At 66.3% G+C, this 25,005-nt stretch carries 18 protein-coding genes; all 18 read left to right on the top strand.

The annotated features are described in order from the left end of the window. Positions 1-20 precede the first annotated feature (20 nt). The 18 genes from ACM2XV_RS00175 (at position 21) to ACM2XV_RS00090 (ending at position 25,004) form a co-directional block, all read left to right on the top strand. On the top strand, positions 21-749 hold the full coding sequence (locus tag ACM2XV_RS00175) for a hypothetical protein (RefSeq protein ID WP_487025558.1): 729 nt from the start codon (positions 21-23) through the stop codon (positions 747-749). Positions 750-775: 26 nt separating this feature from the next. After that, positions 776-1,090 (top strand): hypothetical protein, encoded by a 315-nt coding sequence (locus ACM2XV_RS00170; RefSeq protein ID WP_487025557.1) that lies wholly within the window; start codon positions 776-778, stop codon positions 1,088-1,090. A gap of 2 nt (positions 1,091-1,092) precedes the next feature. Then, a complete protein-coding gene (locus ACM2XV_RS00165) occupies positions 1,093-2,145 on the top strand; it encodes a hypothetical protein (RefSeq protein WP_487025556.1) in 1,053 nt (350 codons plus the stop codon). A 4-nt stretch (positions 2,146-2,149) separates the two neighbouring features. Further along, entirely contained in the window at positions 2,150-3,694 is a 1,545-nt protein-coding gene (locus tag ACM2XV_RS00160) for an SCO6880 family protein (RefSeq protein WP_487025555.1), read from the top strand. A gap of 54 nt (positions 3,695-3,748) precedes the next feature. Further along, positions 3,749-5,146 (top strand): hypothetical protein, encoded by a 1,398-nt coding sequence (locus ACM2XV_RS00155; RefSeq protein WP_487025554.1) that lies wholly within the window; start codon positions 3,749-3,751, stop codon positions 5,144-5,146. Between the two features lie 10 nt (positions 5,147-5,156). Next, positions 5,157-6,965, top strand: a complete 1,809-nt coding sequence (locus ACM2XV_RS00150; protein WP_487025553.1) for a type IV secretory system conjugative DNA transfer family protein — start codon at positions 5,157-5,159, stop codon at positions 6,963-6,965. Then, positions 6,965-7,366 (top strand): hypothetical protein, encoded by a 402-nt coding sequence (locus tag ACM2XV_RS00145; protein ID WP_487025552.1) that lies wholly within the window; start codon positions 6,965-6,967, stop codon positions 7,364-7,366. The genes ACM2XV_RS00150 and ACM2XV_RS00145 overlap by 1 nt, the downstream gene beginning before the upstream one ends. Positions 7,367-7,461: 95 nt before the next feature. Beyond that, positions 7,462-7,845: a hypothetical protein gene (locus tag ACM2XV_RS00140; RefSeq protein ID WP_487025551.1), complete on the top strand. Its 384-nt coding sequence runs from the start codon at positions 7,462-7,464 to the stop codon at positions 7,843-7,845. A gap of 102 nt (positions 7,846-7,947) precedes the next feature. After that, positions 7,948-8,391 (top strand): single-stranded DNA-binding protein, encoded by a 444-nt coding sequence (locus tag ACM2XV_RS00135; RefSeq protein WP_487025550.1) that lies wholly within the window; start codon positions 7,948-7,950, stop codon positions 8,389-8,391. A gap of 64 nt (positions 8,392-8,455) precedes the next feature. Beyond that, entirely contained in the window at positions 8,456-8,896 is a 441-nt protein-coding gene (locus tag ACM2XV_RS00130) for a hypothetical protein (RefSeq protein ID WP_487025549.1), read from the top strand. Between the two features lie 90 nt (positions 8,897-8,986). Next, positions 8,987-10,198 (top strand): DNA cytosine methyltransferase, encoded by a 1,212-nt coding sequence (locus ACM2XV_RS00125; RefSeq protein ID WP_487025548.1) that lies wholly within the window; start codon positions 8,987-8,989, stop codon positions 10,196-10,198. 63 nt (positions 10,199-10,261) lie between these two features. Continuing rightward, the gene (gene drmD / locus ACM2XV_RS00120; RefSeq protein ID WP_487025547.1) at positions 10,262-13,459 is read left to right on the top strand and encodes a DISARM system SNF2-like helicase DrmD; all 3,198 of its coding nucleotides are present in this window, start codon (positions 10,262-10,264) and stop codon (positions 13,457-13,459) included. Then, positions 13,446-17,492: an Eco57I restriction-modification methylase domain-containing protein gene (locus ACM2XV_RS00115; RefSeq protein ID WP_487025546.1), complete on the top strand. Its 4,047-nt coding sequence runs from the start codon at positions 13,446-13,448 to the stop codon at positions 17,490-17,492. The genes drmD and ACM2XV_RS00115 overlap by 14 nt, the downstream gene beginning before the upstream one ends. Further along, on the top strand, positions 17,492-21,175 hold the full coding sequence (gene drmA, locus ACM2XV_RS00110) for a DISARM system helicase DrmA (RefSeq protein WP_487025545.1): 3,684 nt from the start codon (positions 17,492-17,494) through the stop codon (positions 21,173-21,175). Before ACM2XV_RS00115 ends, drmA begins: the two co-directional genes overlap by 1 nt. Continuing rightward, positions 21,172-23,313 (top strand): DrmB family protein, encoded by a 2,142-nt coding sequence (gene drmB, locus ACM2XV_RS00105; protein WP_487025544.1) that lies wholly within the window; start codon positions 21,172-21,174, stop codon positions 23,311-23,313. The genes drmA and drmB overlap by 4 nt, the downstream gene beginning before the upstream one ends. 4 nt (positions 23,314-23,317) lie before the next feature. Then, a complete protein-coding gene (gene drmC, locus ACM2XV_RS00100) occupies positions 23,318-24,034 on the top strand; it encodes a DISARM system phospholipase D-like protein DrmC (RefSeq protein WP_487025543.1) in 717 nt (238 codons plus the stop codon). Positions 24,035-24,253: 219 nt separating this feature from the next. After that, entirely contained in the window at positions 24,254-24,463 is a 210-nt protein-coding gene (locus tag ACM2XV_RS00095) for a hypothetical protein (RefSeq protein ID WP_487025542.1), read from the top strand. Between the two features lie 139 nt (positions 24,464-24,602). Beyond that, positions 24,603-25,004, top strand: coding sequence for a hypothetical protein (locus ACM2XV_RS00090; protein ID WP_487025541.1), 402 nt, complete (start codon positions 24,603-24,605; stop codon positions 25,002-25,004). The last annotated feature ends 1 nt before the right edge of the window (position 25,005 follow it).

The following is a 25,005-nucleotide window of genomic DNA, read 5'->3' as shown; positions in this document are numbered from 1 at the left end:
CTGACCAACGAATTTCCGAAATGCGCGCCAAATCCGCAGTCCGTGTGCAACGTGCAGGTGAAGGGGCGCAAGCGAAAGGGGTGAACATCATGATCAAGAAACTGATCGCCCTCGTCGCACTCGCCCCGTGCCTGGCACTCGCCGGGTGCGTCGCCTCTGCACACGCACAAGATCAGGCATCCAAGCCGCTCGTCACGATCGATCCGATCAGCCCGTCGCCGACGCCCACGGATGTCGCGCCGGCCGCGACCGGGATCGTCGACACGGTGCTCGTCGACGTCTATCCCGGCAAGACCTTCAAGTCGACGCACGGGTGCGGATGCACTGTGCCCGGGTCGAAGCAGGAGATGTTCCCCGCCGGCACCCCAGCAGTACTGGTGAAGATCACGCTGACCGGCAAGTGGAAGCCTTCCCAAGGTGACCAGACGACGCAGGACGTGACTGGACTGAACCTCGGCGACACCAAGTTCGACGGGCGGCCCGAGCGCGCGGTGCTCGACACCGCTGACGGCCCCGCGCGGGCGGCGGACGCCGACCTGCCGTGGCTTCCGGTCGGCCTTTTCGCGGGGCACCGCGACTGGACGATTCCGAACGACCAGGGCCGCTCGTTCGCCGCCGTCTGGTATCTGCCGCCGGGTGTCGACCGGCTTCTGCTCACGGTGGACGTCCCCTCCGAGGGGATGCCCAACGACTTGATCGTCCCGCTGCCGGCGGACGCGGTCCGGGCCTCCAACCCAGGTGACGAATAGAAGGGGATGTACGAATCATGATTGCGATGAACGAAGCCGTGGCAACCGTGCACGCCCGCACGGTGAGCTACCTTTCCGTCTCGAACCCGACCCCGGACTTCTCCGGGCCAGGCGTCGGGGCGCTCCAGACGGTCGCGAACGTGGTGTTCGCGATCGTGCTGACCCTCGCCGTGATCGGCGGCCTCATCGCCGCCGGATGCATCGTCATCGGCCACGTCTCGAGCAACGGGCGCGTGCAGAAGATGGGCATCGTCGGGCTCATCAGCTGCGTCGCCGGGGTCGCCGTCGCCGGCGGCATCGCGGGCCTCATCAACTGGGGCCAGTCCCTCAACGTGGTGTAGCCATGCTGTCGTCTACCGCTGCTGTACTCGCCGCCAGCATACAACCGTGGTCGCCCGACTACGGCTGCGGGTTCGCCGACGTCGGATGCCAGGCGAACCAGACCATCGCCGGGTTCATGGCCTCGACCATACGCAACCTCGGCGACTTCATCGCGACGCTGATCTCGTCGGCGTTCGACACGACCATCGACCCCGCCAGCTGGGGCGTCGCCCACTCCCAGTTCCTGTTCTGGGTCGCGGTCACGGCGCCCGTGATCCTGATCATCGCGCTCGTGCAGATCGGGATCGCGATGATTCTGCAGGACTGGCACCGCATGGGCCGCGCCGCCGGTGGCGCCGCGCTCGCGATCCCGTTCGCGGCGATCTGCGTGTGGGCAATGCAGCAATTCTCGACGGTGACCGACGGTGTCACCAGCACCCTCACGACGAGCGTTCAGGGCGGCAGTCTCGCCGATGGCCTGCTTCGCGTTGTCGGCATCGTCGACGTTCGCGGTGACGTCGAGGGTGCAGTCATGTCCAGCTCGCAGTTCAGCAAGGACAGCGTGATCTACACGCTGGCGTCGCAGGGTGCCGCGGCGCAGAACGCGATCGGCGAATACGTCATGGCCCTGCTTCTCGTCGGCGTCATGATGATCGCCGCTCTCTTCCTTTTCATCGCCATGGCGATCCGAGAGTTCGGCCTGCTCGCGCTGGCCGCGATGGCGCCGATCGGGCTCATGATGATCGGCCAGCCCAAGCTGACCGCCTGGGCGAACAAGTGGATGAGCGTCACCACCGGGCTGCTCATCGCCAAGCCGCTCGCGGCCGGCATCGTGCTGCTGGCCGTCGAGCTCACCAAGTCGAGCGCCAGCATCGCAGTCATTCTCATCGCCTCAGGCGCCGTCGTCGGGGCGTCCTTCTCGCCCCTGTGGGCGACGCGCCTGGTCTCGTTCGCCGGCACCGAAGTCGGCACCGCCCTGCACCGCCGTCCCTCCGTGCGTGACCAGGTGTCGCGCGCCGGAACCGCGGCCGCCCCCGCACGCGGAGCCGTGCGCCTCATCACCCTCGGAAAGTGAAAACATGACCACCTTCGCCGCAGACCAGATCCTGTCTGAAGAAGGCGCCCCGCGCGTCCGCTTCGCTGCCCGCGAGCGCCGCGGCGCACTCCTCGGCCTCTCCTTTCTGCAGCTGATGGTGATCGGCGCCGCCGTCGCCATCCTGCTGATCAGCCTGTTCGTCGACGTGAACGCGATCTGGGTGCTGCTTCCCATCTGCACCGTGATCTGCTTCTTCGCGGTCGCGACCTATCGGCGCGAGCCCATCCTCGTCATCGCGGCCCAAGCGCTTCGATATGGGCTGCGGTCAACCGCTGGTCAGACGAAGTTCCGCCGCGACGTGTGGCTGCGAGTCAGCGTCGCCTCGCTCAACGTCGGGCACGCCGCGCAAGCTGCGGCCGCCCCGATCGTTGCCTCGCGATTCCTGCTGCCCGGTGCGCTCGGCGACGTGCAGATCGTGCAGATCCCGGGCGCGGGCGCCTTCATCTACAACGCACGTGGCCGGCTGGCATCCGTCACCGTCCGTGTCGGGTCGCGCGCGTGGGCGCTGCGCGACAAGGGCACGCAAGAGGGCGCGTACGACGGCTTCGTCGAATGGCTGAGCTCGCTCGAGAACCTGCCCGGGTTGCGCGAGACTTCAATCCGGATCCGCGTCGACCGCGCCGCCTCGACCGAACTGCGCGACTACCTCGTCGACCGCGAGTACGAGCGCCAGCCGCAGGTGAGCGCCGAGTTGCGGCACGAGTACTGGGCGCTGACGCAGGCGGCGTCGAAGAGCTCGATGGGGTTCACCAATTACGTCACGCTCACCTTCGACACCGGCATCCTCAACGCGGCGATCCGCGACGCCGGGCGTGGGCTCACGGGCCTCGCCGCCGTGCTGAAGGAGCGCGTCGCCGGCATCGAGACCGCCATGGAGCATGCACGACTCACTCCAGCCGGCTGGCTCGACTCGGACGAGCTCGACGAACTGCTCGCCGCCGCCTCCGACCCGATCGCCGCGGCCTCGCGCCGCGCGGGCAGCCCGCATCAGGCATCCGACGCGCACCAGTCGCCGCCACCCGTGATGGGCATCGACGAGACGTGGGATGCGCTGCGCGTCGACGAGTCCTGGCACCAGACGCTGTGGGTCGCCGAGTGGCCGCGCACCGACGTGCGCACCGGATTCCTCGAACCGCTGCTCTACGCCGGCGATGCCACGCGCGTCATCACCCTGCAGGTTCGGCCGATCCCGACGCACACCGCGCTGGCGCAGTTGAACCGGGCGCAGTCGGACATGGAGACCGCTGCGACCATCCGGCTCAAGCTGCAGTCGCGGATCCCGCTGACCCACATTCGGGAAGAGGAGAACCTCGCGATCCGCGAGCACGACCTCGTCGACGGGTTCGGCGACGTGGAGTTCCGCGGGTTCATCACGCTGTCGGCCGAGTCTCGCGACGGGCTTGCCAAGGCGCGTACCGACATCGGGCAGGCCTCGCACCCGGCGCGGCTCATGCTCGCGACGCTGTCCGGGCAGCAGGCGGCTGGGTTCGTCACGTCGGCGCTGCCAGTGCCGCTCGAGGGGGAATGAGAGATGAAGCAGGCAAGCGTCATCGGCCGGGTGTCGGCTGACAAAGGCTCGCGGATGCCTCAGCGCGCCGCAACGTCAGAGAACGAACACGACGGGTCGAACTGGAAGCTGCAGGCGCCCGAGCTTCCGGCGTCGAAGATGCCCGCATGGGGGTGGAAGCGCCCGCACAACCTGCGCGGGCCGCTGCGCGTCGCGCCGCCCGCACACCACACCTCGTCGAAGGTGCTCGGCGGCGCGTACCCGTTCCTCGCCGAGACGGGCGACATCCTCACCGGCGCGTACATCGGCGAGAACCAGCTCTCACGGGCTCCGTTCTGCTTCGACCCATGGGACGCCTACTCGGCCGAGGCAGTGCGCTCCCACTCGGTCGCGATCATCGGGGTGAAGGGCACAGGCAAGTCGATGCTCGCGAAGTCGTGGTCGTCGCGGCTGGCACGGCTGGGTCGGAAGATCGCGGTGCCGCACGACCCGAACGGCGAGTGGGTGCGGGTTGCTGAGTACGTCGGCGGTACGTCGATCAGCGTCGGCCCCGGCAAGCCGGCCCGCATCAACCTGCTCGACGAGGGCCCGCGGGATCCGTCGTTCTCGAACGAGGACTGGAACCAAAATGTCCTGCAGTACCGGCGAGCGACGGTGAAGACGATCATCCGCCGGCTGCGCGAGGGAGGGAACTTCGAGCCCATCGAGCACACCGCCCTCGACATGGCGCTCGACGCCCTGCGCGACAACTCGGTCGTGACGATCACGCAGGTCTACGCGCGGCTCGCCGAGCCCGACGCGAAGCTCCCGGCCGAGGTGGCCGACGCTGGCCGCCGACTCGCGCACACCCTTCGCCGCCTGGTCTCGGGCGACCTCACTGGGTTCTTCGACGGACCGTCGACGGTCGCCTTCGACGCATCCGCCCCGATGATGGTCGTCGACACCTCGGCGCTCAAAGGCGCATCCCCCGAGGCGCAGGCACTTGCCCGGCTCGCCACCGCCAACTGGATTCGCCGCGCGAACCGCGGAGCGAACCGCGAAGCCCGGGTGATCGTCCACGAGGAGGCGGCCGTCGAGCTGCTCAACGACGTCTCCGGTGGCGACGGACTCGCCGACCGCGTCGAGGACGAGAAGGTCGCCCGACACCTCGGCACGAGCAACTGGTACCTGCTGCACCGCGTCGCCGACCTCGACGCGCTCGGCGACCGCAACAGCGCCCTGCACTCCCGTGCCCTTGGGCTGCTCGCCGACTGCGAGACCCGCATCTCCTACGCGCAGCACGCCGGCGAAATTCCGCGCTCGCACGAGGTCCTCGGCTGGAATGACACCCAGGCGGATCTGGTGCGCAAGCTCCACAAGGGCGAAGGGCTCTGGCAGATCGGCCAGGACCGTGTCGCCAAGGTGCGCAACATCTGCACCGACCACGAGCTCGGCGTCTTCCGCACCGACGCGCTCGGCGGCGCGCGGCCATGAGAGCCCGACCATGAACAGCAAGCAGTCCTCGCAGTGGACGACGATCGCCGTCTACGGAATCTTCGGGCTCGTCGTCGCCGGCGGGCTGGCCACGCTGATCGGTGCGGCTGCGATCCGGCTCATCTGCGGAACCGGCGGCAGACCGAGCAGCGTCTTCGCCGGCCTGCAGCTGGCGATCAGCGGCAGCGCGGCGGGCTACGCAGGCGTCAGCGGATGCCACGTCCCGGTCATGTCCGTCAGGGTGCTCGATCTGCTGGCGCTCGTGCTGATCATCGCGGCGGGTGTCGCGATCGCCGTGTGGTGGTTCCGCTTTCAGCAGTCGGACCGGCACTTCATCCACGAGCTGCGGATGCGGGACGGGCTCGCCAAAGGCGGCGAGATCCGACGGCACGCCTCCGCCCGCACCGCACTTCGGCGATCGAGGACGCTGCGCCCGTCGCTCGCGAACCCGACTCCGGCATCCGTCGGCTGGAAAGTCGGCAGCTCGCACGGCCACGACGTGTACGTGTCCATCGAAGACTCGGTCGTTGTCGAAGGCGCGCCCCGCTCCGGCAAGGGCTACCGCTTCATCATCAACGCCATCCTCGACTGGGACGGCCCCCTGATCACCACCTCGACCCGCAACGACAACCTGTCCGCGACGATGCGCGCCCGCGAACGGCTGGGCGAAGTGACCGTCTTCGACCCGCAAGAGTTGTCAGGCATCCGCTCGTCTCTGCGCATCTCGCCGGTGACGGGGTGTGAGGATCCGCTGGTTGCTGACCAGCGCGGCCACGCTATCGTCGCGGGCACCGCGCTCGGCGAGTCGAAGACGAACCAGGAGTGGGCGCACGTCGCGTCCTCCGTGCTCTCGCGCCTGCTGCACGCGGCCGCGGTATCGGGCCGCGGCGCGGAGGCGCTCGCCCGCTGGGGCTCCAACCCGCGCCTCGCGCTCGAGGCGGTCAGCGTTCTGTCGAGCCAGGGCACGCCTGGCTGGGCCGAGGACCTTGACGCGATCATCAACGGGGACGAGAAGCTGCTCGCCTCCTCGTGGTTCGGGGTCTCGGGTGCCGTGCGGCCGCTGGCGATTCCGGCGATCCGCCGCGCAATGACACCGGGCCCCGGTGAGCACTTCGACGCCGACCGGTTCCTTACCGCGCCGAACAGCCTCTATCTCGTGGGCACCGGTTCCGGCGCGGGCTCCGTCGGCGGTTTCCTCGGCGCGGTGCTCGACGACGTGGTCGAGACCGCGCGCCGCAAGGCACTCGCTTCGCCCGGTTCACGCCTCGACCTGCCTCTGGCGCTGATCCTGGATGAGATCGCGAACATGTTCTCCTGGCCGGCGCTGCCGCGCATCATGGCCGATGGCGGCGGCCAGGGCATCTCCACCATCGTCGTGCTGCAAGCCCTCTCGCAGGCAGAGACCGCGTGGTCGAAGGCCGAGGCGGACACCATCTGGTCCGCGGCGACGGCGAAGCTCCTGCTCGGTGGCGCCAGCGACGTGGATCATCTGCGCGACGTCGAGTCGCTGCTCGGCACGCGGCGCATCCGCGACACGGGTCACTCCTACAACGACTCGGGGTCGTCGACGAGTGTGCGCAATGAGAAGGTGCCGGTGATGTCGGTCGACGAGATCCGGCGGATGCCTGAGACCGTCGGCCTGCTCGCGTACCGGACCCGGCGAGGCATCCTGCTCGATCTGCGCGGCTGGACCGATCGGCGCGACGCTGCTGACATCGCTTCGGCGAAGAAGGCGACGGAGACCGACCAGCAGAGCGTCTTCGCCGAGCAGTACCAGGAGTCCATCAGCCGGCGGCGCGCTGCCGAGGAGCGCAGCTGATGTCGAACCGGCGCCGGCCCGCATGGGACAACCGCTACCGCACCCGCTACCTGCGATCGCCGGCCTGGTTCGCACGCCGCGATCGCTGGTTCATCGACGAGGCGCACCGCAATGGCGTCGTGCGCTGCGCGCTCTGCCTCGGCGCCGGAACGTCGCGCACGCTCGAGCTGCACCACCTGGACTATCACGGCGTGATGCAGACGCCGTTCGGCTGGCGAGCCCATGAGCGCCACAAAGACCTCACGGCGCTGCATCCGCGTTGCCATGAATCCGTTCATCAGCTCATCGACCGCGATCGCGCGTTGTCAGGGCTTGTGTCGCGACGAGCGGCGTCCGCGGAGGCAATCGCCCGGCTGCGGACCAAGATCGTGCGCTTCGTCGAGGTTCCGGAGACGCCGTGAACGCGGGCGAGATGCCCAACGAGACGCCGTATGAAGAACTTCTTCAGTCGCTGCCGCCGGGATGGGAAGCCACCGCCAGCAGGCGAGAGCCGGGGATGCTCGGCATCACCGTCGTCAACTGGCGCACGCTTGAGGACGAGAAGGCGCCCGAAGTGTGGACCGAACTCGGGGACTGGGTCTCGTGGTTCGTCCGCCGCTACCGCCTGCCGGCCCGGAAGATCCCGCCGTGCTGGTACCGGCACGGCGCCCTCGTCGAGGAGCTCTCCGCGCTACATACGGCGTGGCTGGTGTCGTTCGACAGCCTCGATGCCGGGTACGGGCCGATCGGCTTCCACGAGCGCCTCGCCGCTGCGCTTCCGCGGCTCGCGAGCTGGTACAGCGGCGAGTGCCACGACGGGCACACCGAGTTGCCGCACGCCGCCGAGAGCGCCCCGCCGCAGGAGTGGGCTGACTGGATCGGACTGACACATGGGAGATGACCGGATGCGCGCCATTTCGGGGCCGAAATCGACGGTGCTGTGCAACGTGCAGGTAGAGGCGGCCCGAAAAGACGGACCGCGGCATCTGAGAGGAAGAAGACGATGAGCACACGCGTACCCATCACCATCGAAGGCAACCTCGTGGCCGACCCAACGTTCGGAGAGTCCGCCAACGGCACGAAGTTCGCCAAGTTCACCGTGGCCGTCACCGACCGCAAACTCGAAGCCGGCAAGTGGGTGGACGGCGACACCCAGTTCCACCGCACGACCGCGTTCGGCCACACCGCGGAGAACGTCAAGGCCAGCCTCACCAAGGGTGACGCCGTGCTGGTGAGCGGCCACCTCGAGTTCCATCACTGGACTGACGAGAGCACCGGCGAGAACCGGTCGGCGACTGCGGTCGTCGCCGACGCCGTCGGGCCATCACTGCGCTACAACCGGGTGGAGATCGCACGACGGCCGAAGACGGATGGGCCGGATGCCTCGGCAACCGGACCTGCAGTTGAGCAGTCGACACCAGCCGGAGCATCGGCGTCCGTCGCATAAGTGGTCGGCAGCGGGGTCGGCGAGGCCGACCCCGCTGTTGGCCCGTAACGGGAGGAATGGAGTCATGAGCGAAGACGATGAGCGTCCCGGTGTCGTGGCCGATGCCGACGCGGCGTACGAGGCGATCCGCGCCATCAATCACGCCACCATCTGGGGCGGCGGCATCCCAGCGCCGACGGTCCATGGCGTGCTTGGCAACCTCAAGACGGCGCTCGGATACGGCGCCGAGCAGGCGCTCAATCAGCTGGGCGAGCGGCTCGTGGATTCTCTCTGCGAGTACGCCGTCACGGAAGATGACGGACGCAACCCGACCGAGAGCGTGGCGTCGGCCGTCGACCACATGCGCGTAGCGGCGCACCTTGCCGAACAGATCGGGGAGCACTTGTCGGCGGCCCAGAGCGCGATCGGTGGCCAGGGCCACCGCGGTCGGCTCGAAGCCAGGGCGCGCGATTGGCCATTTGCTTCAGTCACCGGGCAGACGCCTGACAGTTCCGACATTGCTTGAGTCCGTGCCGGCGCTTCAATCCAGTTCCGCCGCGCGCTCCCACCGAATCACGGCGTACACCACGGACCACCACAGGTACGATCGCTTTTCGTGGCAGCGGGTGAAAGCGGAGCGGATGAGCACCCTTTGCGCGTGCGCACGCGACCCGCCTTCGAGGACGGCAATGGCTCGTTCCGGGTGGTCGATCTATTCGCGGGCTGCGGTGGCCTGACGCTTGGCGTAGCCCAGGCCGCGCATGCAAGAGGACTCGCTCTTAAGATTCCACTGGCGGTGGACTTCGAGCGCACCGCCACACAGGTCTACCGCTCGAATTTTCCTGGCGCGGAACGCGTCGAGTGCTGCCGGGTGGAGGAGCTCTTCGACGGTGACGCCGGGGCAGGCCACGAGCCGCATCAATCGTGGACATTGGCCGAAGCCCGAATCCGCAAAGAAATCGGGGCTATCGACGCGCTCATCGGCGGGCCGCCGTGCCAGGGCCACAGCAATCTCAACAACCACACGCGACGCGTGGACGCGAAGAACGCCCTGTACCTCCGCATGGTACGAGCGGCGCAGGTCCTCAAGCCGAAGATCATCCTCATCGAGAACGTGCCCGCGGTGGTGAACGATCGCCATGACGGCGAAGGCGTGGTCACGCGCGCAAGCACCCGACTGCAAGCCATGGGTTACCGCGTCGAGGCGCGCGTAATTCCGATCGCGGAACTCGGCGTCGCGCAGACGCGCCGACGGCATGTACTGGTCGCGACCATGCCTGGCGAGCTCTTGCCTAGTGATCTGTTCGATGAACTTGAGGCCACTGCGATCACGCATGACCTCAAGTGGGCAATTGGCGATCTCGTCGACGCTTCTGAGGAGGCGACGACGATCCTTGATCAGGCGCCACAGGCGAAGGCCGACAACTTGAAGCGAATGCAGTGGCTGCTCGACCACCCCGAAGAGTTCGATCTGCCGAATCATCTTCGGCCGGTGTGTCACCAGGGCGAGCACTCGTACAAGTCGATGTATGGGCAGCTCCGGTGGAGTGAGCCAGCGCAGACGATCACTTCCGGCTATGGCTCGATCGGACAAGGTCGCTACATGCACCCGTCGCGAGCGCGAGCCCTGACCGCTCATGAGGCCGCCCGCATCCAGGGTTTCCCTGACTACTTCGACTTCACGGGTTGCCGGACGCGCAGCGAGCTCGCGGTCATGATCGGCAACGCGGTTCCCCCACAAGTGGGGGAGCGCATGTTCTCACTGCTGCTTGAGTTCCGCGAAAACTCGCGGAAGTCGACGAGAACCAGTATTGCGTCAGGTGCTTGATGCAAGCGAATACGTGTAGACACGTTGGTAGCGAGGAGTTCGACCCCAGGAGTTGATATCGACGTGGATGCCGTGATCGAGTCGAGCAAGCGCGTCTCCATGGAGGTACCCGACGTCGGGCAACTTGTGAATGTGCGAGGCGCACGCTGGACGGTCACCGATGTGTGGCAGCAGGCGCTGCAGCACTCAAGCGCTGATGATGCCCGAGCCGAACTACAGCACGCGGTGCGCCTACAGTCGGTCGAAGAGGACCAGTACGGTCGCGAAATCACGGTGGTCTGGGAGCTTGAGGCGGGTGCGAGCACGATTCCCGACCAGGGGCTACCCGACGCGATTAGCGTGACCCGTTTCGACGAACCGAACCTCTTCGCGGCCTATGTGGATGCCCTCCGCTGGGGTGCGCTCACCAGCGCCGACCCGAAGACGTTGCAGGCGCCGTTCCGCAGCTCAGCGACAGTCGAGGACTACCAGCTCGAACCCCTACGTCGCGCACTGGATGCACCGCGCGCGAACCTGCTGCTGGCCGATGACGTGGGCCTCGGCAAGACGATCGAGGCGGGTCTGGTCATCCAGGAGCTGCTGCTGCGGCACCGCGCCCGCTCGGTCATCGTCGTGTGTCCAGCCGGCCTGCAGATCAAATGGCAGGAGGAGTTGCGCGACAAGTTCGGCCTGGGCTTCGAGATCGTCAACTCCGAGGCTCTCAAAGACTTCCGGCGCAAGTTCGGCGTGCACGCCAACCCGTTCCGCGTCTACCCGCGCGTCATCGTCTCGATGTCCTGGCTGCCGTCGCCGCGGGCGCAGCGTTATCTGAGTGAGGTGTATGCCAGCGTGGCGGATTCGAGCACTGCGCGGCAGAACGCCTTCGACGTACTTGTGGTCGACGAAGCGCACCACGTCGCGCCGGCGGCGCCGAGTCGCCGGGCTTCGAGCTCAAAGCGCCGATATGCGATCGACAGTCATCGCACCATCGCTGTTCGCGAGCTCGCTGAGAAGTGCGAGCACCGTCTGTTCCTCAGCGCGACCCCCCACAACGGGTACACCGAGTCGTTCACCGCGCTCCTTGAGATGATCGACAGTCATCGGTTCGCACGTGGCGCCGACCTCGACGAGACGGCACTGCGGCAGGTCGCGGTGCGCCGGCTGAAAGTTGACCTGCCGCAAAAAGGCTTCAAACCCCGCGAGATCAAGTCGCTCGATTTCGTGCCTTCGGTAGACGAGGCCGAGGCGTACGACCGTCTGATTGCCTTCACGAAGCGCCGCAATGCCGCGGTGAGGCAGGACAGCGGAGGGCGCGCGTCCGACTTGGCGACCCTCATTCTCAAGAAGCGGTTCTTCTCGTCGCCAGTCGCGTTCGCCTCGACGGCCGAGACTTTTTTGCGCACCCGCGACGGTGATGCGCTCGATCTGCCCGACTACGACGACGTACTCGGCGATGAAGCATCCGATCTCGAAGAAGGTCGCGACGAGCAGCCCGAGCTTGAGGCGCTGCGCAACGCGAAGCGAGCCCAGGTACCGCTTGAACAGCAGGACATTGACGACCTTGAGTTCCTGATCAATTGGGGCTGGAGCTACGAGGGCAAACCCGACTCGAAGCTCTCCGCGCTCCTTGAGCTGGTGCGTACTGTCCTCGATAACGCGAGCGTCCAGCGGCTCGTGATCTTCACCGAGTACGTGAGCACCTCCGACTGGCTGCGCGAGATTCTGCAGGCTCGTGGTTTTGGTGGCCCCAGGCTCGCCGTGATCGACGGCTCCACCGATGCGGAGGAGAGGGAGGAGATCCGGGCGAAGTTCAATGCCCCGCCGACCGAGGACGCCCTCCGCATACTCATTGCGACCGACGCCGCGGGCGAAGGTATCGACCTGCAGACATACTGCCACCGGCTCGTGAACTACGACGTGCCATTCAACCCGAACCGCCTCGAACAGCGCATCGGTCGCATCGACCGGTACGGCCAGACCCAGTCGCCGATCGTGTGGCACCCAGCCGCCGACAGGTCGGCGGCTTCGACGAGCTACGCGAAGGACACCGAGCTGCTGGCCCGGCTGGCCAAGAAGGTCGCCCAGGTCCGACACGACCTGGGCTCGGCGGGCGAGATCCTGCCGCCCGACATCCAACGCGAGTTCGGCTTCGGCACGAGCTCTGGCCGCACGGTCAAAGTGGATGCCGGTGAGGAGGTCATCAACAAGGTGCTGCAGGACGAGCACACGATGTCGCGTGAGCTGACCAGACTCGCAGAACGCCTTGAGGGCTCGCGCGATCGCCTGCACCTGCACGAGCGCAACCTGCGCCGGGTGCTCTCGGAGGGCCTGCGTGTGACTGGTCAACAACCGCTGGAGGAGATTAGCGATCCCAGCGACGACGGCACGCTCTACATAGTGCCGAAGGGCCTCCATCAATCGTGGGTCCCCGCGATCCGCGGGCTCGACACTCGTCTCAAGCCGGGTGAGCCTCGCCCGCTGACGTTCTCCGACCAGCACGCGAAGGCCCGTTCCGATGTGGTGTTCGCACACCTGGGCCACCCGCTCGTGCAGCGTGCGGCTCGAGCACTGAGGGCAGAGGTCTGGCAGCGCACCGACCGCGTGCACGGAGTGAGCGCGGTCGTCGTCGATGGTCTCGATCAGTCCTTTGCCGCCGGAGTCGCGCGACTCGTGCTCGTCGGCGATGGTGGTGTGCGCTTGCACGAGGAAGTCTTCCTCGCGGGTACGCGGCTCTCGCGCCGGCAGGAGCTCGGCATCGAGAAGGCCGAGCAGCTCTTATCGTCGGCTCTCGACGGTTCGCGACTGTCTGAGCCCGGCGACGCAACGAAACGGCAACTCGTCAACCGGTGGAATGCCGACCTTGAGAAGACTGACGGCGTGAGCGCCCGCGTGTCGCAGGCGATCGAGAATCGCGCCAGCCGCCGCAAGCGCGAGGTCGAGGCCGATCTCACCGAGCGTCGCGAGGCAGACCTCGTCGCAGTGGACGCGATCTTCGACCGTTTCCGCACGACCCTGATGGGCGCGATTGCCGCAGCAGAGGAGTCCCGTCGTGTCGGCGAGGAGGCGCTCTTCGAACTGCCCGAGGAAGTGCGCCAGCGCGAGACCGATCTCGCACGCATCCGCACGCGCCTCAGCACCCTTGAGCAGGAGCATCGCGAAGAACGCGAGGCAGTCGAGCGGCGTTACCGCAACGTGACCGCGCACGTGTTCGTCGCCGCGCTCGTGTTCGCGCTGACACCGTCAGATGTCGAGAGTCTGGAGTCCGCGAATGCCCGCGCCTGACCAGTGGGAGTGGCTGTCGCTCGTCGACGCCGATGGACCCTTCCTGTCGAAGGCTGCTCTGAAGTCGTTCTACAGGCAGGGTCTGCCGAAGCCCGATGACTCGATCGACGACGTGAACGCGACGTTCATCGACGAGCACACCCGCTGGATCGCGGCGTGGACGGCCGCGGCGAACGGTGGCGACGAGCAGGTGTACACCGTGGAGCGCGACCGCTGGATAGAGACCGTGCTGCACGACCTGCTTCGCTGGGGCGACGAGCTGAACGTGCAGCCCGCGGCCGACCTGCGGTACGTCCAGCCGGGTGGGTCGATCGTTCTGCGCCCGTTCGCGACGCTCGAAGCCGGTGAGGCGAAGCCCGAGCTGCTGGTCACGGTGGTCGAGCGCACCGAGGATCTGCGCAAGTCGGGCACAAATGTTGATGGCTGGTCCGCGAGCGCGATCGACCGAGCCGCCCTGCTCGCGCGTGCGACCGGCGTCGCGCTCGGCATCGTGACCGACGGTCGTTGGTGGGCGCTGGTGTCGGCCGCGAAGGAGCGCACGACTGCAAGCGGCGTCTGGGATGCCCTGCTCTGGCGCGAGGAGCGCCCGAGCCGCGACGCGTTCTTCGCGCTCGCAGGCTTCGACTCGATCGCAGGCGGCAACGCCGAGCAGCGGCTTGCGCCGCTCTTCGAAGAGTCGATCGCAAGCGCGGAGGAGATCACCGAGGCGCTCGGCGACCAGGTTCGTCGAGCGGTCGAGCTCGTGCTTCAGTCCTTCAGCGACACACATCTCCGCGCGCTCGCGAGGCCGGGCGGGGTCTCACCGCTGCCCGAGGACGCCAAGGTGGTCTACGAGGGCGCCGTAACCGTGCTCATGCGCGTGGTGTTCCTGCTGTTCGCCGAGGAGCGCGAGCTGCTACCCCAGCAGGGCCTATATCGCTCGGCGTACGCGATCGCGGGTGTTCGTCAGCAGCTCGAACGAGAGCTGCTCGATGCCGCCGACGCGAGCTTGCTCGACGGGCGCTCCGAGACCTGGCACCGGCTGATCGCGGCGAGCAACGCCGTGTTCGGCGGAGTTTCATTCGAAGACATCCGGATGCCCGCTTACGGTGGTTCACTATTCGATCCGAGCCGGTTCCCGTGGCTGCACGCGACCGACGCCGATGGTCGGCTCACGATTCGCGTGAGCGATCGGGCGATGCTTGAGGTGCTGCGCGCCGTGCAGATCGCCGAGGTCAAGGGCGAGGCTCGCAGCCTGTCGTTCCGCGACCTCGACGTCGAGCAGATCGGCTACGTCTACGAGGGATTGCTCGGGTATTCGGCCGAATACGCGAATGACATCATCGTCGGGCTGCAGAGCAGCAAGTCCGGCTACGAACCGGAAATTCTGCTTACCGAACTCGAGTCGCTCGCTGCAGCCGCGACGACGCCCGACGACTTCGCGAAGCGGTTGCTCGCGCACCTGAAGAAGACCCAGGAGCACTCGAAGCCGAAGACGGCGAACCAGCTCGCGAAGGCGTACGGTGCGAAGCCCGATGAGGCTGCGATCGCGGCCGCTCGTACCCGCTTGGGGTACGTGCTCATTGACGATCCCGCCGCGGTCGAGCGGCTGCTGCGGTTCCACGCACTCATCCGTGACGATCTGCGCGAGTCGCCGTACGTTATTCCGGCCGGCGGCATCGTGATGACTGAGTCGCCGCAGCGGGCGAACACCGGCACCCACTACACGCCGAAGTCGCTCGCCGAAGAGGTCGTACTGCACGCCCTCGAACCGCTTGTCTACTCCCCCGGGCCGCTCGACGTCGATGACTCCGCGCAGTGGAAGCTCAAGTCGTCGGCTGAGATCCTCGACCTGAAGGTCGCCGACATCGCCGCGGGTTCTGGCGCGTTCCTCGTCGCCGCGGCACGGTACCTCGCCGACCGACTGCTTGAGGCTCGCGCCGAGGAGGGGCTCGACGTCGGGGCCGAGTCCGACCCGCGGCGCTGGGCGGTGCGTGAGATCGTTGCACGTTGCCTCTATGGTGCCGACATCAACGGCATGGCCGTCGAGATGTGCAAGCTCTCGCTCTGGCTCATATCGATGGACCCAGACAAGCCGTTCTCGTTCGTCGACGACCGGGTCTTTCACGGTAACTCGCTGCTCGGCGTCACTACGGAGGCGCAGCTCAAGGCCCAGCACATCTATCCGGAAGAATCGATGCAGCGGCAGCTTGCCGCCTTCGACGTCGACAAGGAACTTGCGGATGCTGGACGGCTCCGGCGTGAGCTCGCCTCCGGACAGGTCGATGACGATGACCCCGCACGATCCACTCGCGCGAAGCGTGTTCTCCTCGCTCAGTCGAAAAGGGTCACAGCAAAGCTCCGCGATGTTGCCAATGGCACCATCGCCGTCGGTCTGCTTGAGGGAGGTCGGCCAGGGCGCAAACTTGAGGAGCGCTACGACGAACTCGCTGAAGCGCTCCGCGACGCCTACCCGGCCGACGGTTCGGCTGGTAAGCGACGCCGCCTTGACGCGATCATCGATGCTGGATTGACCCCGACCGTTGATACCGGTGAATCCCGCTGGAGGCCGCTGCACTGGATCCTCGAAGCTCCCGACGTCGTCCATGACCACGGCGGTTTCGACGCAGTCATCGGCAATCCGCCGTTCCTTGGCGGGCAAAAGCTAACCGGGGCCATGGGGGACTCGATGCGTAGCTGGATGGTAAGGACGTTAGCCGCGGGCAGAAGCGGCAGCGCCGATCTTGTCGCCTACTTTCTGCTCAGAGCATTCGGTCTGCTGCGGCCGGACGGCGTTTTCGGAATCATCGCGACCAACACTGTGGCCCAGGGTGCAACGCGAGAAGTGGGAATTGATCAGCTTCTCGCACAGCACGCGACCATCTATCGGGCTGTTCAAAGTGCACGTTGGCCGGCCCGCAGCGCGAACTTGGAGTACGCCGCCCTTTGGGTGACCGCGGGCGGTCGCACGCTGCATGTAGAGCCGGTGTCCGACGGTCTACGTGTCCGTTCGATATCGTCGCTCCTGGAGCCGGATGGGAACGTGACTGGTAGGCCGACCGAGTTGCGGGCAAATAAAGGAATCGTCTACCAAGGAACTATCGCGCTTGGAAAGGGCTTCGCCGTAGAAGCGGACGAGGCTGCAAGGATGCGGTCTGCTGACCCTCGATCTGCCGAGGTACTTCGGCCATACATGAACGGCGAAGACCTCAACGGCCGGCCGGATTTCACCCCCGGCCGGGAGATCATCGATTTCGGTTCAATGGATGAGTCAACGGCTCGAAGCTATGCGATTCCGTTCTCGGTGATCGAAGAGAGAGTCAAGCCCGACCGTCTGCGACAGAACGACCCGTACGCGCGCGAGTACTGGTGGCGATTCCTCCGCCCTCGAACTGAGTTGTACAAGAGTCTCTCGGGTCGATCGCGCGCAATGGCCATTACCATCGTCAGTCGCACCGCGTTACCTGTTGTCGTCCAGACGGGCATTGTGTTCTCGCACGCACTGGCGATCTTCTTGCTTGACGATTTCGCTGATTTGGCGTTTCTCTCGTCGATGCCACATCAGACGTGGGCGATCAAGTACGGTTCGGGAATGCGGAACGACCCGCGATACACGCCGTCAGATGTCTTCGAGACACTGCCGCGACCGGAGAACACCGCGAGCATGCGCGAGCTCGGTGAGCAGCTTGACAGCGATCGCCGCAAGTTGATGATCCGCCGCCAACTCGGGCTCACCGCGTTGTACAACCTCGTGAACTCGCCGGGCGTGCAGGATGATGCCGATGTCGATCTCATCCGGTCGATCCACGTGCAGATCGATGAGGCGGTGATGGAGGCGTATGGGTGGACGGACATCCCGCTTGAGCACGGGTTCCACACGTATCGGCAAATGGAGCGATGGACGGTAAGTCCGGCCGCCCGCGTTGAGATACTCGACCGGCTGCTTGAGGAGAATCACCGGCGCGCGGCGATCGAGGCGCAGCAGGCTCCGAAGAGAGCCGGCAAAGGCAAGAGCTTCGAGGAATCCGACAAGCCCGAAGGAGCGTTGATTTAGTGACCGAGTCATCTGCCACCACTTCGGCGCAAGTGCGCGACGAGCTGCTCGATCTGCTCGAACGCGACCTCATGGGGCCATGGGGAGGCGCCGATGAGACGATCGACGGCACGCCACGCGGTCGCTACCTCGTCGGCGCGCTCGCCCCCATCTCGGTTGACGAAACCGACAAGTCCGGGCCGAGCGCTGATGACGATGTGGTTCGGACCGATGCAGATCGAAACAAGGACGTTCGCGGCGTCACCGCCGACGACGACGATGACGATGTCACCAGCGTCGATTCCCGCGAGCAGGACGAGGACCGCGGCCCCGAGTCGAAGCTCATCGCGCCGTCGTCCATGGGCCTGCGCTTCAGGGTGCCCTACGGTGCCCCGCCGTTGCGCTTCACGCCGAGCTGGGGGCGATACGCGTCCCGCCGTGAGGCCGACGAGCAGGGAAATACCCGGACGTACTACGATCGCCGTCCCGGAGGCGCTGTCGTCGACGTGGACGTGACTGAGATCGCGACGGGAAGCTCGAAGCGCTACGAAATCGAGCCCGGCGAGGTCGTGCTCGACATTGAGGTTTACGACCACGACGGCGCGCTCGTCGTAGAAGCAGCTCTCCTCAACATCGTCGTCACCGGCAAGGAACTCCCTCCTCGACTCTGGCTCTTCCAGGCGGCGTTCTTTGTCGCTGCCATCGACGGGTCAGCGGTGTTCCTTCCGACGCACGATCCCATCGAGGTCGATCGCCGCCACCGCGACGAAGAAGTGCGCCGCCTCGATCTGCTCTACCGTGACCGGCTCGAGTTCGCGATCGGCCGCACTGTCTCCGCCACGTGGACGATGCCGGCCCCCGACGCGCGCCGCGCGACTGAAGTGCGGACGACCTGGCTTCCGACCGCCGAGATCCCACAGACCCTCGCGCCCGAAGTGCCCGGCGCCGAGCTCTCGATGCGTCTCCTCGTCGAGGCCGGCCGTGCTGAGCTCGAAGCCGGCCTGACGCCGCTCGTCACTGGCTACGAGGAATGGCTCGCCAAGCAGGCATCCGTCGCGAAAGATCTGCCGCCCCACCTGCGCGCGGAAGCTGAGATCGGAATCGCCGATGGCGCGCTTGCGGCCGCGCGCCTGCGAGAGGGTCTCGACGCCCTGCTCGCCACCGATGCAGACGGCGAGCTCGCCCGCACAGCGTTCGCGTTCATGAACCGCACGATGCGCGAGCAGCGGCTGCGATCCCAGGTCGCGGCCACTCGCATCGCCGATACGTCGCTCAACGAGGCCGCTGCAGTCGCCATCGTCGAGGCGAGAGGTGACAAGGCCGCGTCGTGGCGCGCGTTCCAGCTCGCGTTTATCCTCATGCAACTGCCGGCAGTTATCGACCCGACCGCCCCTCGCCGCTCGTCGGACCTCCCCCGCGCCGAACTGCTGTTTTTCCCAACCGGTGGTGGCAAGACCGAGGCGTACCTCGGGCTCGCGGCGTTCACGTTCGGCCTGCGCAGAGTGCAGGGCGTCGTCGAAACCCCCGACGGCCCGCTCGACGGCCGCGACGGCGTGACCGTGCTCATGCGATACACGCTCCGGCTCCTCACATCGCAGCAGTTCCTCCGAGCCACGACGCTCATGTGCGCCGCCGAACTCGTGCGCCGCGAAGACCCCGCGAAATGGGGCGAGACCCCGTTCACAATCGGACTCTGGGTTGGCTCAAGCGTGAGCCCGAAGTACTACGCCGATGCCGCGCGCGAGGTCAAGGACGTCCGCTCTGGCAAGACCTCGGCGGGTTGGGGCCTCACAGCGCTGCAGTTCACGCACTGCCCCTGGTGCGGCACGCCGATCGACGGTGGCAAGGACGTCGAGGCCGATGACGTCGAGGCGCGCATCCGCGTGTACTGCGGCGCACGCGCGGGCTGCCCTTTCCGCAAGGGCGGCTTGGCGGTGGACGGGCTGCCTGTGCTCACTATCGACGATGAGATCTACCGCCGCCCGCCAACCTTTCTGCTCGCCACGGTCGACAAGTTCGCGCGCCTCGCCCGTGAAGGCGAAGCCGCTGCGCTCTTCGGTTACGTTTCGAAGTACTGCCCGCGGCACGGCTACCAGCACCCTGACTCTCGCGTCTGCCGTGCGTCCAGTCACCAGCCGAAGACCGAGAACGGCCGCAACTACGGTCCTGCCAATGTGCGGCCAGCCGGTCGGCTGCGTCCGCCGGACCTCGTGATCCAGGACGAACTCCACCTCATCACCGGCGCGCTCGGCACCGCCGTCGGCCTCTTCGAGGGCGCGATCGATGTGCTCTCGACCTGGCAGCTCGGTGACGACGCAGCCACGGCATCCACTGTGAAGCCGCTCGTCGTCGCGTCGACGGCGACGGTGCGGCGCGCGGCGGACCAGGTGCGCAAGCTCTACGCCCGGCAGGTGCAGGTGTTCCCGCCGCAGGTGCTCAGTGTGGCCGACACGTTCTTCTCGAAAGAGGAGCCGATAACGCCCGAGATGCCCGGCCGTAAGTACGTCGGTGTCTGCGCGCACGGCGCCCGCCTCACACTGGCAGAGATCCGCGTCAGCGAGATCCTGCTGCTTGCCGGGCAGCGACTATTCGACATGCACGGTGATGCCGCCGAGCCGTACATGACCCTCGTTGACTACTTCAGCGCGACCCGCGAACTCGCGGGTATGCGTCGATACCTCGATGACGACATCGCGACTCGTATCTCGAATCCTGGTAAAGACAGCGGTTATCCGCGTCGTGCATCGAACGGTCTGAGGATCGGCGAACTAACGTCTCGCATCTCGTCCTCGCAGATAGGCGAAACCCTCACCAAGCTCGCTGTGCCCTTCGACGCTGACAAGGACACTACCGCGGGTCGCGCCGCCTTCGCGAAGCTCGCAGCCGCGGCGGACGCGGCGCGCAAGAAACTGCCGGTGCGTGATTGGGCTTATGACGTCGTGCTCGCGACGTCAATGCTGCAGGTCGGCGTCGACGTTCCTCGACTCGGTTTGATGCTTATCGTGGGCCAGCCGAAGAACACTGCCGAGTACATCCAGGCGTCCTCGCGTGTAGGCCGCGTTTCGGCAAAGCCGGGACTCGTAGTCACACTTGCGAATCGAGCCCGCCCTAGGGACATGGCCCACTACGAGCAATTCGAGCACTATCACGACACGTTCTACGCGAACGTCGAAGCGCTCTCGGTGACCCCGTTCTCCGAGGCCTCTCTCGAGCGCGGCCTGACCGGGCTCATCGTGTCGGCGGCGCGCGTCGGGGACGGGGCCGCAGCGCCCGCTGAGTCGCTCTCCCCCGAGAAGACCACCGGCGCCGGCAAGGTGGTTCAGCGGAGGCCCGTTCTCAATCAGCTCGTCAAGCGTCTCGTCGAGCGCCTTGCGATCGCCGCGGATGATGGCGGAGCCGCCGCGGCGTCGTCGGTGTCCAAACTCGTCTTGCGGCTCGACAAGTGGGAGGAGGAATCCGCATTGGTCAACGGCGGTCTGACATACGTCAAGAAGTCGGTGCCCGGCGGCGCCTATGTCAAGCCGCTGCTGCGCAGCCCGGAAGACGAGATCTCCGAGTCGGCGCCGAAGCTATTCCAAGTCGCGAACTCGATGCGTGAGGTGCAGCCCGAGATCGAGCTGCTCGTCGCCCCGCTCCAACTCGTCGAGCCTCCCACCTCCATCGCTCCGCAATGGACCTTCTCGAACAAGGCGGCCAAGAAATGACCGACGCCACCGCGCCTCTTTCCGTCACCAGCGCAGCCGACTTCACTGACGGATCCACGAACGAAGGGGTCATCGGTGCCGTCGACGTCTCGCCGGGCATCGCCGGTGTCGTCGTCGACGCCTTTCTCGACGACGAGCAGAAATCGAAGAACCATAGCAAGGTCGGCACGATCCGCCCGAGTGGCATGCTGTACACCGCCGGAATCGGCTCCACCGTCGATCTGCCCCACATCGCCGTCATGCCGCAGGGCCTCGACGCCTGGGAGAAGGCGTACCACCGGCAGGGCGGGGCAATCCTTGTGCAGGTACCGCGACTGCTTGAGGCCGTGCGTCGCGAACTCGGCCCGCTGGTCCAAGAACTGCGCCTGCCGCCGTGGACACCCGACGAAGACGGCCCACCGGTGGGCATCCCCGCGCGCGTATTCCCCGGGTGGCTTCGCTGCACTGGGTGTGATCGGCTCGCACCGATCAATGAAGACTTCTTCGCGTTCGAGAACACGAGCAAGTACAGGCCTGACCAGGCCAAGTTTGTACACAAGTCCTGCAAGGGGCGCCCTGGGAAAGGACGGAAGGAGGGCTCGCTCAAGCCCCGGCCGCGTCCCGCCGTTCCCGCGCGGTACCTGATTGCGTGCACAAACGGTCACCTCGACGAGTTCCCCTACCGAGAGTGGCTACACCGCCACGACGATCACCCGCTCGACAACTGCACTGTTCCGAATCCTCCGCTGCGCATGGTCGAGTTCCGTTCGAACATCGGCCCTCAGGTCAGGCTTGAATGCGTCGCCTGTGGCGCAACCCGCAACATGGCCGAGGTCACACGCGCCGGCGGTGACTCCTCACTACCTGCGTGTCGCGGCAGGCATCCGCATCTTCCTAGCTACGCGTCGCCGGACAAGCCCTGCACCGGCGAAGTCAAATTCATGCTGCTCGGTGCCGCAAATCAGTGGTTCTCGACGACTCTCTCTGTGCTTGTGCTCCCAAAACGGAAGGTGCCGACGATTGCGGATCTAACGCTTGAGGTCATGGGGTTGCCGGGCGGAACCGTCGCCAAGCTCACTTCTCTCCCAGCGATTGCGAGTTGGCGCGAGTGGAACGCTGACCAGGCCGCCCCATTCGCATTGGCTTCCGACGAACAGATACTTGAGGCAGTGCACGCAGCGCTGCTCCCCGGCGGCATGGCCGCTACCGTCGATACTGCAGCGGCCTACGACGCGCACCGGCTCCTCATCCCCGAATGGGAGACCCTCACCCACCCGCACGAATTCGAATCCGAAGACGCCAAGGCCGGATTCAAAGTGCATTCCGAACCCGTGCCGGCCGCGCTCGCCGCGGTGCTCAGCGACGTCGTCGCCGTCGACCGGATACGCAAAGCCAATGCGTTTACGGGGTTCACCCGCATTGATGCCCCCGACCGTGTCGGCGGTGAACGGGGGCGGATCGCGCCACTCTCGCAGAACGGCAAGCCGACGTGGGTGCCGGCGACCGAGGACCGCGGCGAGGGCGTCTTTCTCCGCTTCGATGAGCAAGCCGTGTTGAGTTGGGAAAACGCGACACTCGCGTCCGAAGTTTGGGGAGCGCACGTCGCGGCACACGAGCGCAACCTGAAGCGCCGGCAAAGCAAGACCGGCGTGGTGCTGGATCCCGAAGAGCTGTTGCCACCGCCTAGGTATTGGGCTCTGCACACGATCTCGCATCTCCTCATACGTGAGATGGCGATGTCGAGCGGATACGGTTCGGCCTCGATCGCCGAACGCATCTATGCGTGGCGCGGTACTGATGAACGCGAGCCCGCAGCAGGCATCCTCATAACGACGACGTCGCCTGACAGCGAAGGCACGCTAGGCGGTCTCGTCGACCTCGCCCGCACGGCGCGCCTTGACGACGTGATGCAGGAAGCGCTGCACCGCGCCGCGCGGTGCTCGTCGGATCCGATCTGTGCGGACCGCGTGCCAAAAGGCCAGGAGGACTTCCTGCACGGGGCCGCTTGCCACTTCTGTCTCTTTCTGTCCGAGACCTCGTGCGAGCGGGCCAACCGCTTCCTCGACCGCCGCTTCGCCGTTGATCTACACGCGGGCTCGAAGGGCCTCACACCGCTGCTCGCGGACGTGCATTGGCCCGCGGCGGGCATCGGCAGCTGAACCCATGGCTCTTTCTCCGATCGAGCATCTCGCCGCAGCACTGACGGCACCAACGGCCCGCGCCGTTGCGGCCAGTCTCGAGATCGACCACGACCTGACCATGGGGCTTGCAGCGCTCGGAGCGGAACACCCAGCGCGAGCCGCGTTCACGACCTGCTTCGAATCCTTCGGAGCTATCCCGCTCGCCCAGGTGCTGCGCGCATTAGCGAGTTCTCGCGACGACTCCCGAACAGATCTCCGTCCGGTGTGGAGCGGCCCGACATTCGACGGCGACGGCGATCACACCACCGCCGCGCTCGCGAACCTTATCGACGGCGCCACGACCGACGTGTTCGCATCCACCTACTCTGCGACCAGCGACTCCCCGTTCGTGAGTTCGCTCTGGCGTGCGATCGGTCGCGGTATCGCGGTTACCCTGCTGGTCGACAACTCGATCAAGGACGGTAACACGGCGAAACTCTTGCAGCGGCGCCTCGCCGGCGCGAAATTTCTAACGTACGTGCCCTCGCCGCCGGGCTCGTACGGTGCTCAGCATTCCAAAGTGATCATTATCGACTCCACCATCGCGTTCATCACGAGCGCGAATCTCTCTGACGCCGCCGCCCACCGCAACCTTGAGGCCGGCGTGGTCATCACGGACCCGGTCTTTGCGTCGAATCTCCGTCAACGCTTCACCCGGCTCGCGCAAACGCCCGCTGTTGTCGCGTTAGCGCCGGCGTGAACGAACACTGAGCGCGCCGCGGTTGCGGCGACGACCGCTGCCTCCGGCAGGATCTCCTCGCGGAGACGTGCGCCTCGAACGCGTACATGGCTGGGTAGTCCGAAACGACGCGATTCGGCGACGGTCGCCGGTCTTAGCTTCGCACTTGCGGCAAGGCGACGTAACCGCCCGCGACTCGGGCTGGAGTCGGATGGCGGCAAGCGTGCATACGCTCTTCACATGACAGAGGAATCGGTCCACGTAATCGAGATACCAGTGGAAGACCTCCGGATCGGAGACCGTCTGGTTGGCTCACCCGACGTGCCGGCAGCAGCCATCATGGACGATGGCGAATTCCTGCGGATTATTTGGGCCGGGACGCCAATCCCGTCATCGTTCCGCAAGGCCGGGACTCTGCGCGTCATCCGCACTGACGTAGGTGTTCGTTGACTCGACGCGTCTGGACGGCCTCCTCGTGCCCCTGCCTCGTCGAAGCAAACGCCGAGCTGTCGTTGAATGAGGGCTCGCGAACTCTACGAATTTCGTGAGTGCCGCTGCCGAGGTCTGACGTTGGACTCAAACTTGGCTCATGGACCCTCAGCCGCTTCGAGCGATGGCCTACGGAGCTTCCGCGCACGAGGCTTTGGATGTCTGCCGCGACTGGATGGTCTGTCTCGGTGCCACCGATGCAGTCGAGGCGACGGGCGACGCGCAGCTTGTATGCGACATCTATAGCGCCGGCTATCTCGCCTGGGTCGACAATCGGCGCGGCAATCTAGATGTCGCCATCGTCGAGCATGCCGCTGCGACTGCTGCCGCAGACGGCCGACACGCCCTGGTCTTCGTGCCCGGCGGCGTTCGCCCCTCGACTCAGCAGCGGGCCGATGAGTTGGGGGTTGCGCTTCTTCGCTTCGGCTCGTATGACGGCGGGATCGATGGTGCGAACACGCTGGGGCGCTGGCTGCGCGCTACGGGCATGCAATCGCGCTGAC

This window comes from Gryllotalpicola sp. CP2-P1 (assembly GCF_057512245.1).
This window is presented reverse-complemented; position numbering and strand designations above follow the sequence as displayed.

Bases quoted from the DNA above. Each gene is read 5' to 3' on its own strand.
- ACM2XV_RS00175 (WP_487025558.1), top strand. From the start codon at position 21: ATGCGCGCCAAATCCGCAGTCCGTGTGCAACGTGCAGGTGAAGGGGCG.
- ACM2XV_RS00170 (WP_487025557.1), top strand. From the start codon at position 776: ATGAACGAAGCCGTGGCAACCGTGCACGCCCGCACGGTGAGCTACCTT.
- ACM2XV_RS00165 (WP_487025556.1), top strand. From the start codon at position 1,093: ATGCTGTCGTCTACCGCTGCTGTACTCGCCGCCAGCATACAACCGTGG.
- ACM2XV_RS00160 (WP_487025555.1), top strand. From the start codon at position 2,150: ATGACCACCTTCGCCGCAGACCAGATCCTGTCTGAAGAAGGCGCCCCG.
- ACM2XV_RS00155 (WP_487025554.1), top strand. From the start codon at position 3,749: ATGCCTCAGCGCGCCGCAACGTCAGAGAACGAACACGACGGGTCGAAC.
- ACM2XV_RS00150 (WP_487025553.1), top strand. From the start codon at position 5,157: ATGAACAGCAAGCAGTCCTCGCAGTGGACGACGATCGCCGTCTACGGA.
- ACM2XV_RS00145 (WP_487025552.1), top strand. From the start codon at position 6,965: ATGTCGAACCGGCGCCGGCCCGCATGGGACAACCGCTACCGCACCCGC.
- ACM2XV_RS00140 (WP_487025551.1), top strand. From the start codon at position 7,462: ATGCTCGGCATCACCGTCGTCAACTGGCGCACGCTTGAGGACGAGAAG.
- ACM2XV_RS00135 (WP_487025550.1), top strand. From the start codon at position 7,948: ATGAGCACACGCGTACCCATCACCATCGAAGGCAACCTCGTGGCCGAC.
- ACM2XV_RS00130 (WP_487025549.1), top strand. From the start codon at position 8,456: ATGAGCGAAGACGATGAGCGTCCCGGTGTCGTGGCCGATGCCGACGCG.
- ACM2XV_RS00115 (WP_487025546.1), top strand. From the start codon at position 13,446: ATGCCCGCGCCTGACCAGTGGGAGTGGCTGTCGCTCGTCGACGCCGAT.
- drmB (WP_487025544.1), top strand. From the start codon at position 21,172: ATGACCGACGCCACCGCGCCTCTTTCCGTCACCAGCGCAGCCGACTTC.
- drmC (WP_487025543.1), top strand. From the start codon at position 23,318: ATGGCTCTTTCTCCGATCGAGCATCTCGCCGCAGCACTGACGGCACCA.
- ACM2XV_RS00095 (WP_487025542.1), top strand. From the start codon at position 24,254: ATGACAGAGGAATCGGTCCACGTAATCGAGATACCAGTGGAAGACCTC.
- ACM2XV_RS00090 (WP_487025541.1), top strand. From the start codon at position 24,603: ATGGACCCTCAGCCGCTTCGAGCGATGGCCTACGGAGCTTCCGCGCAC.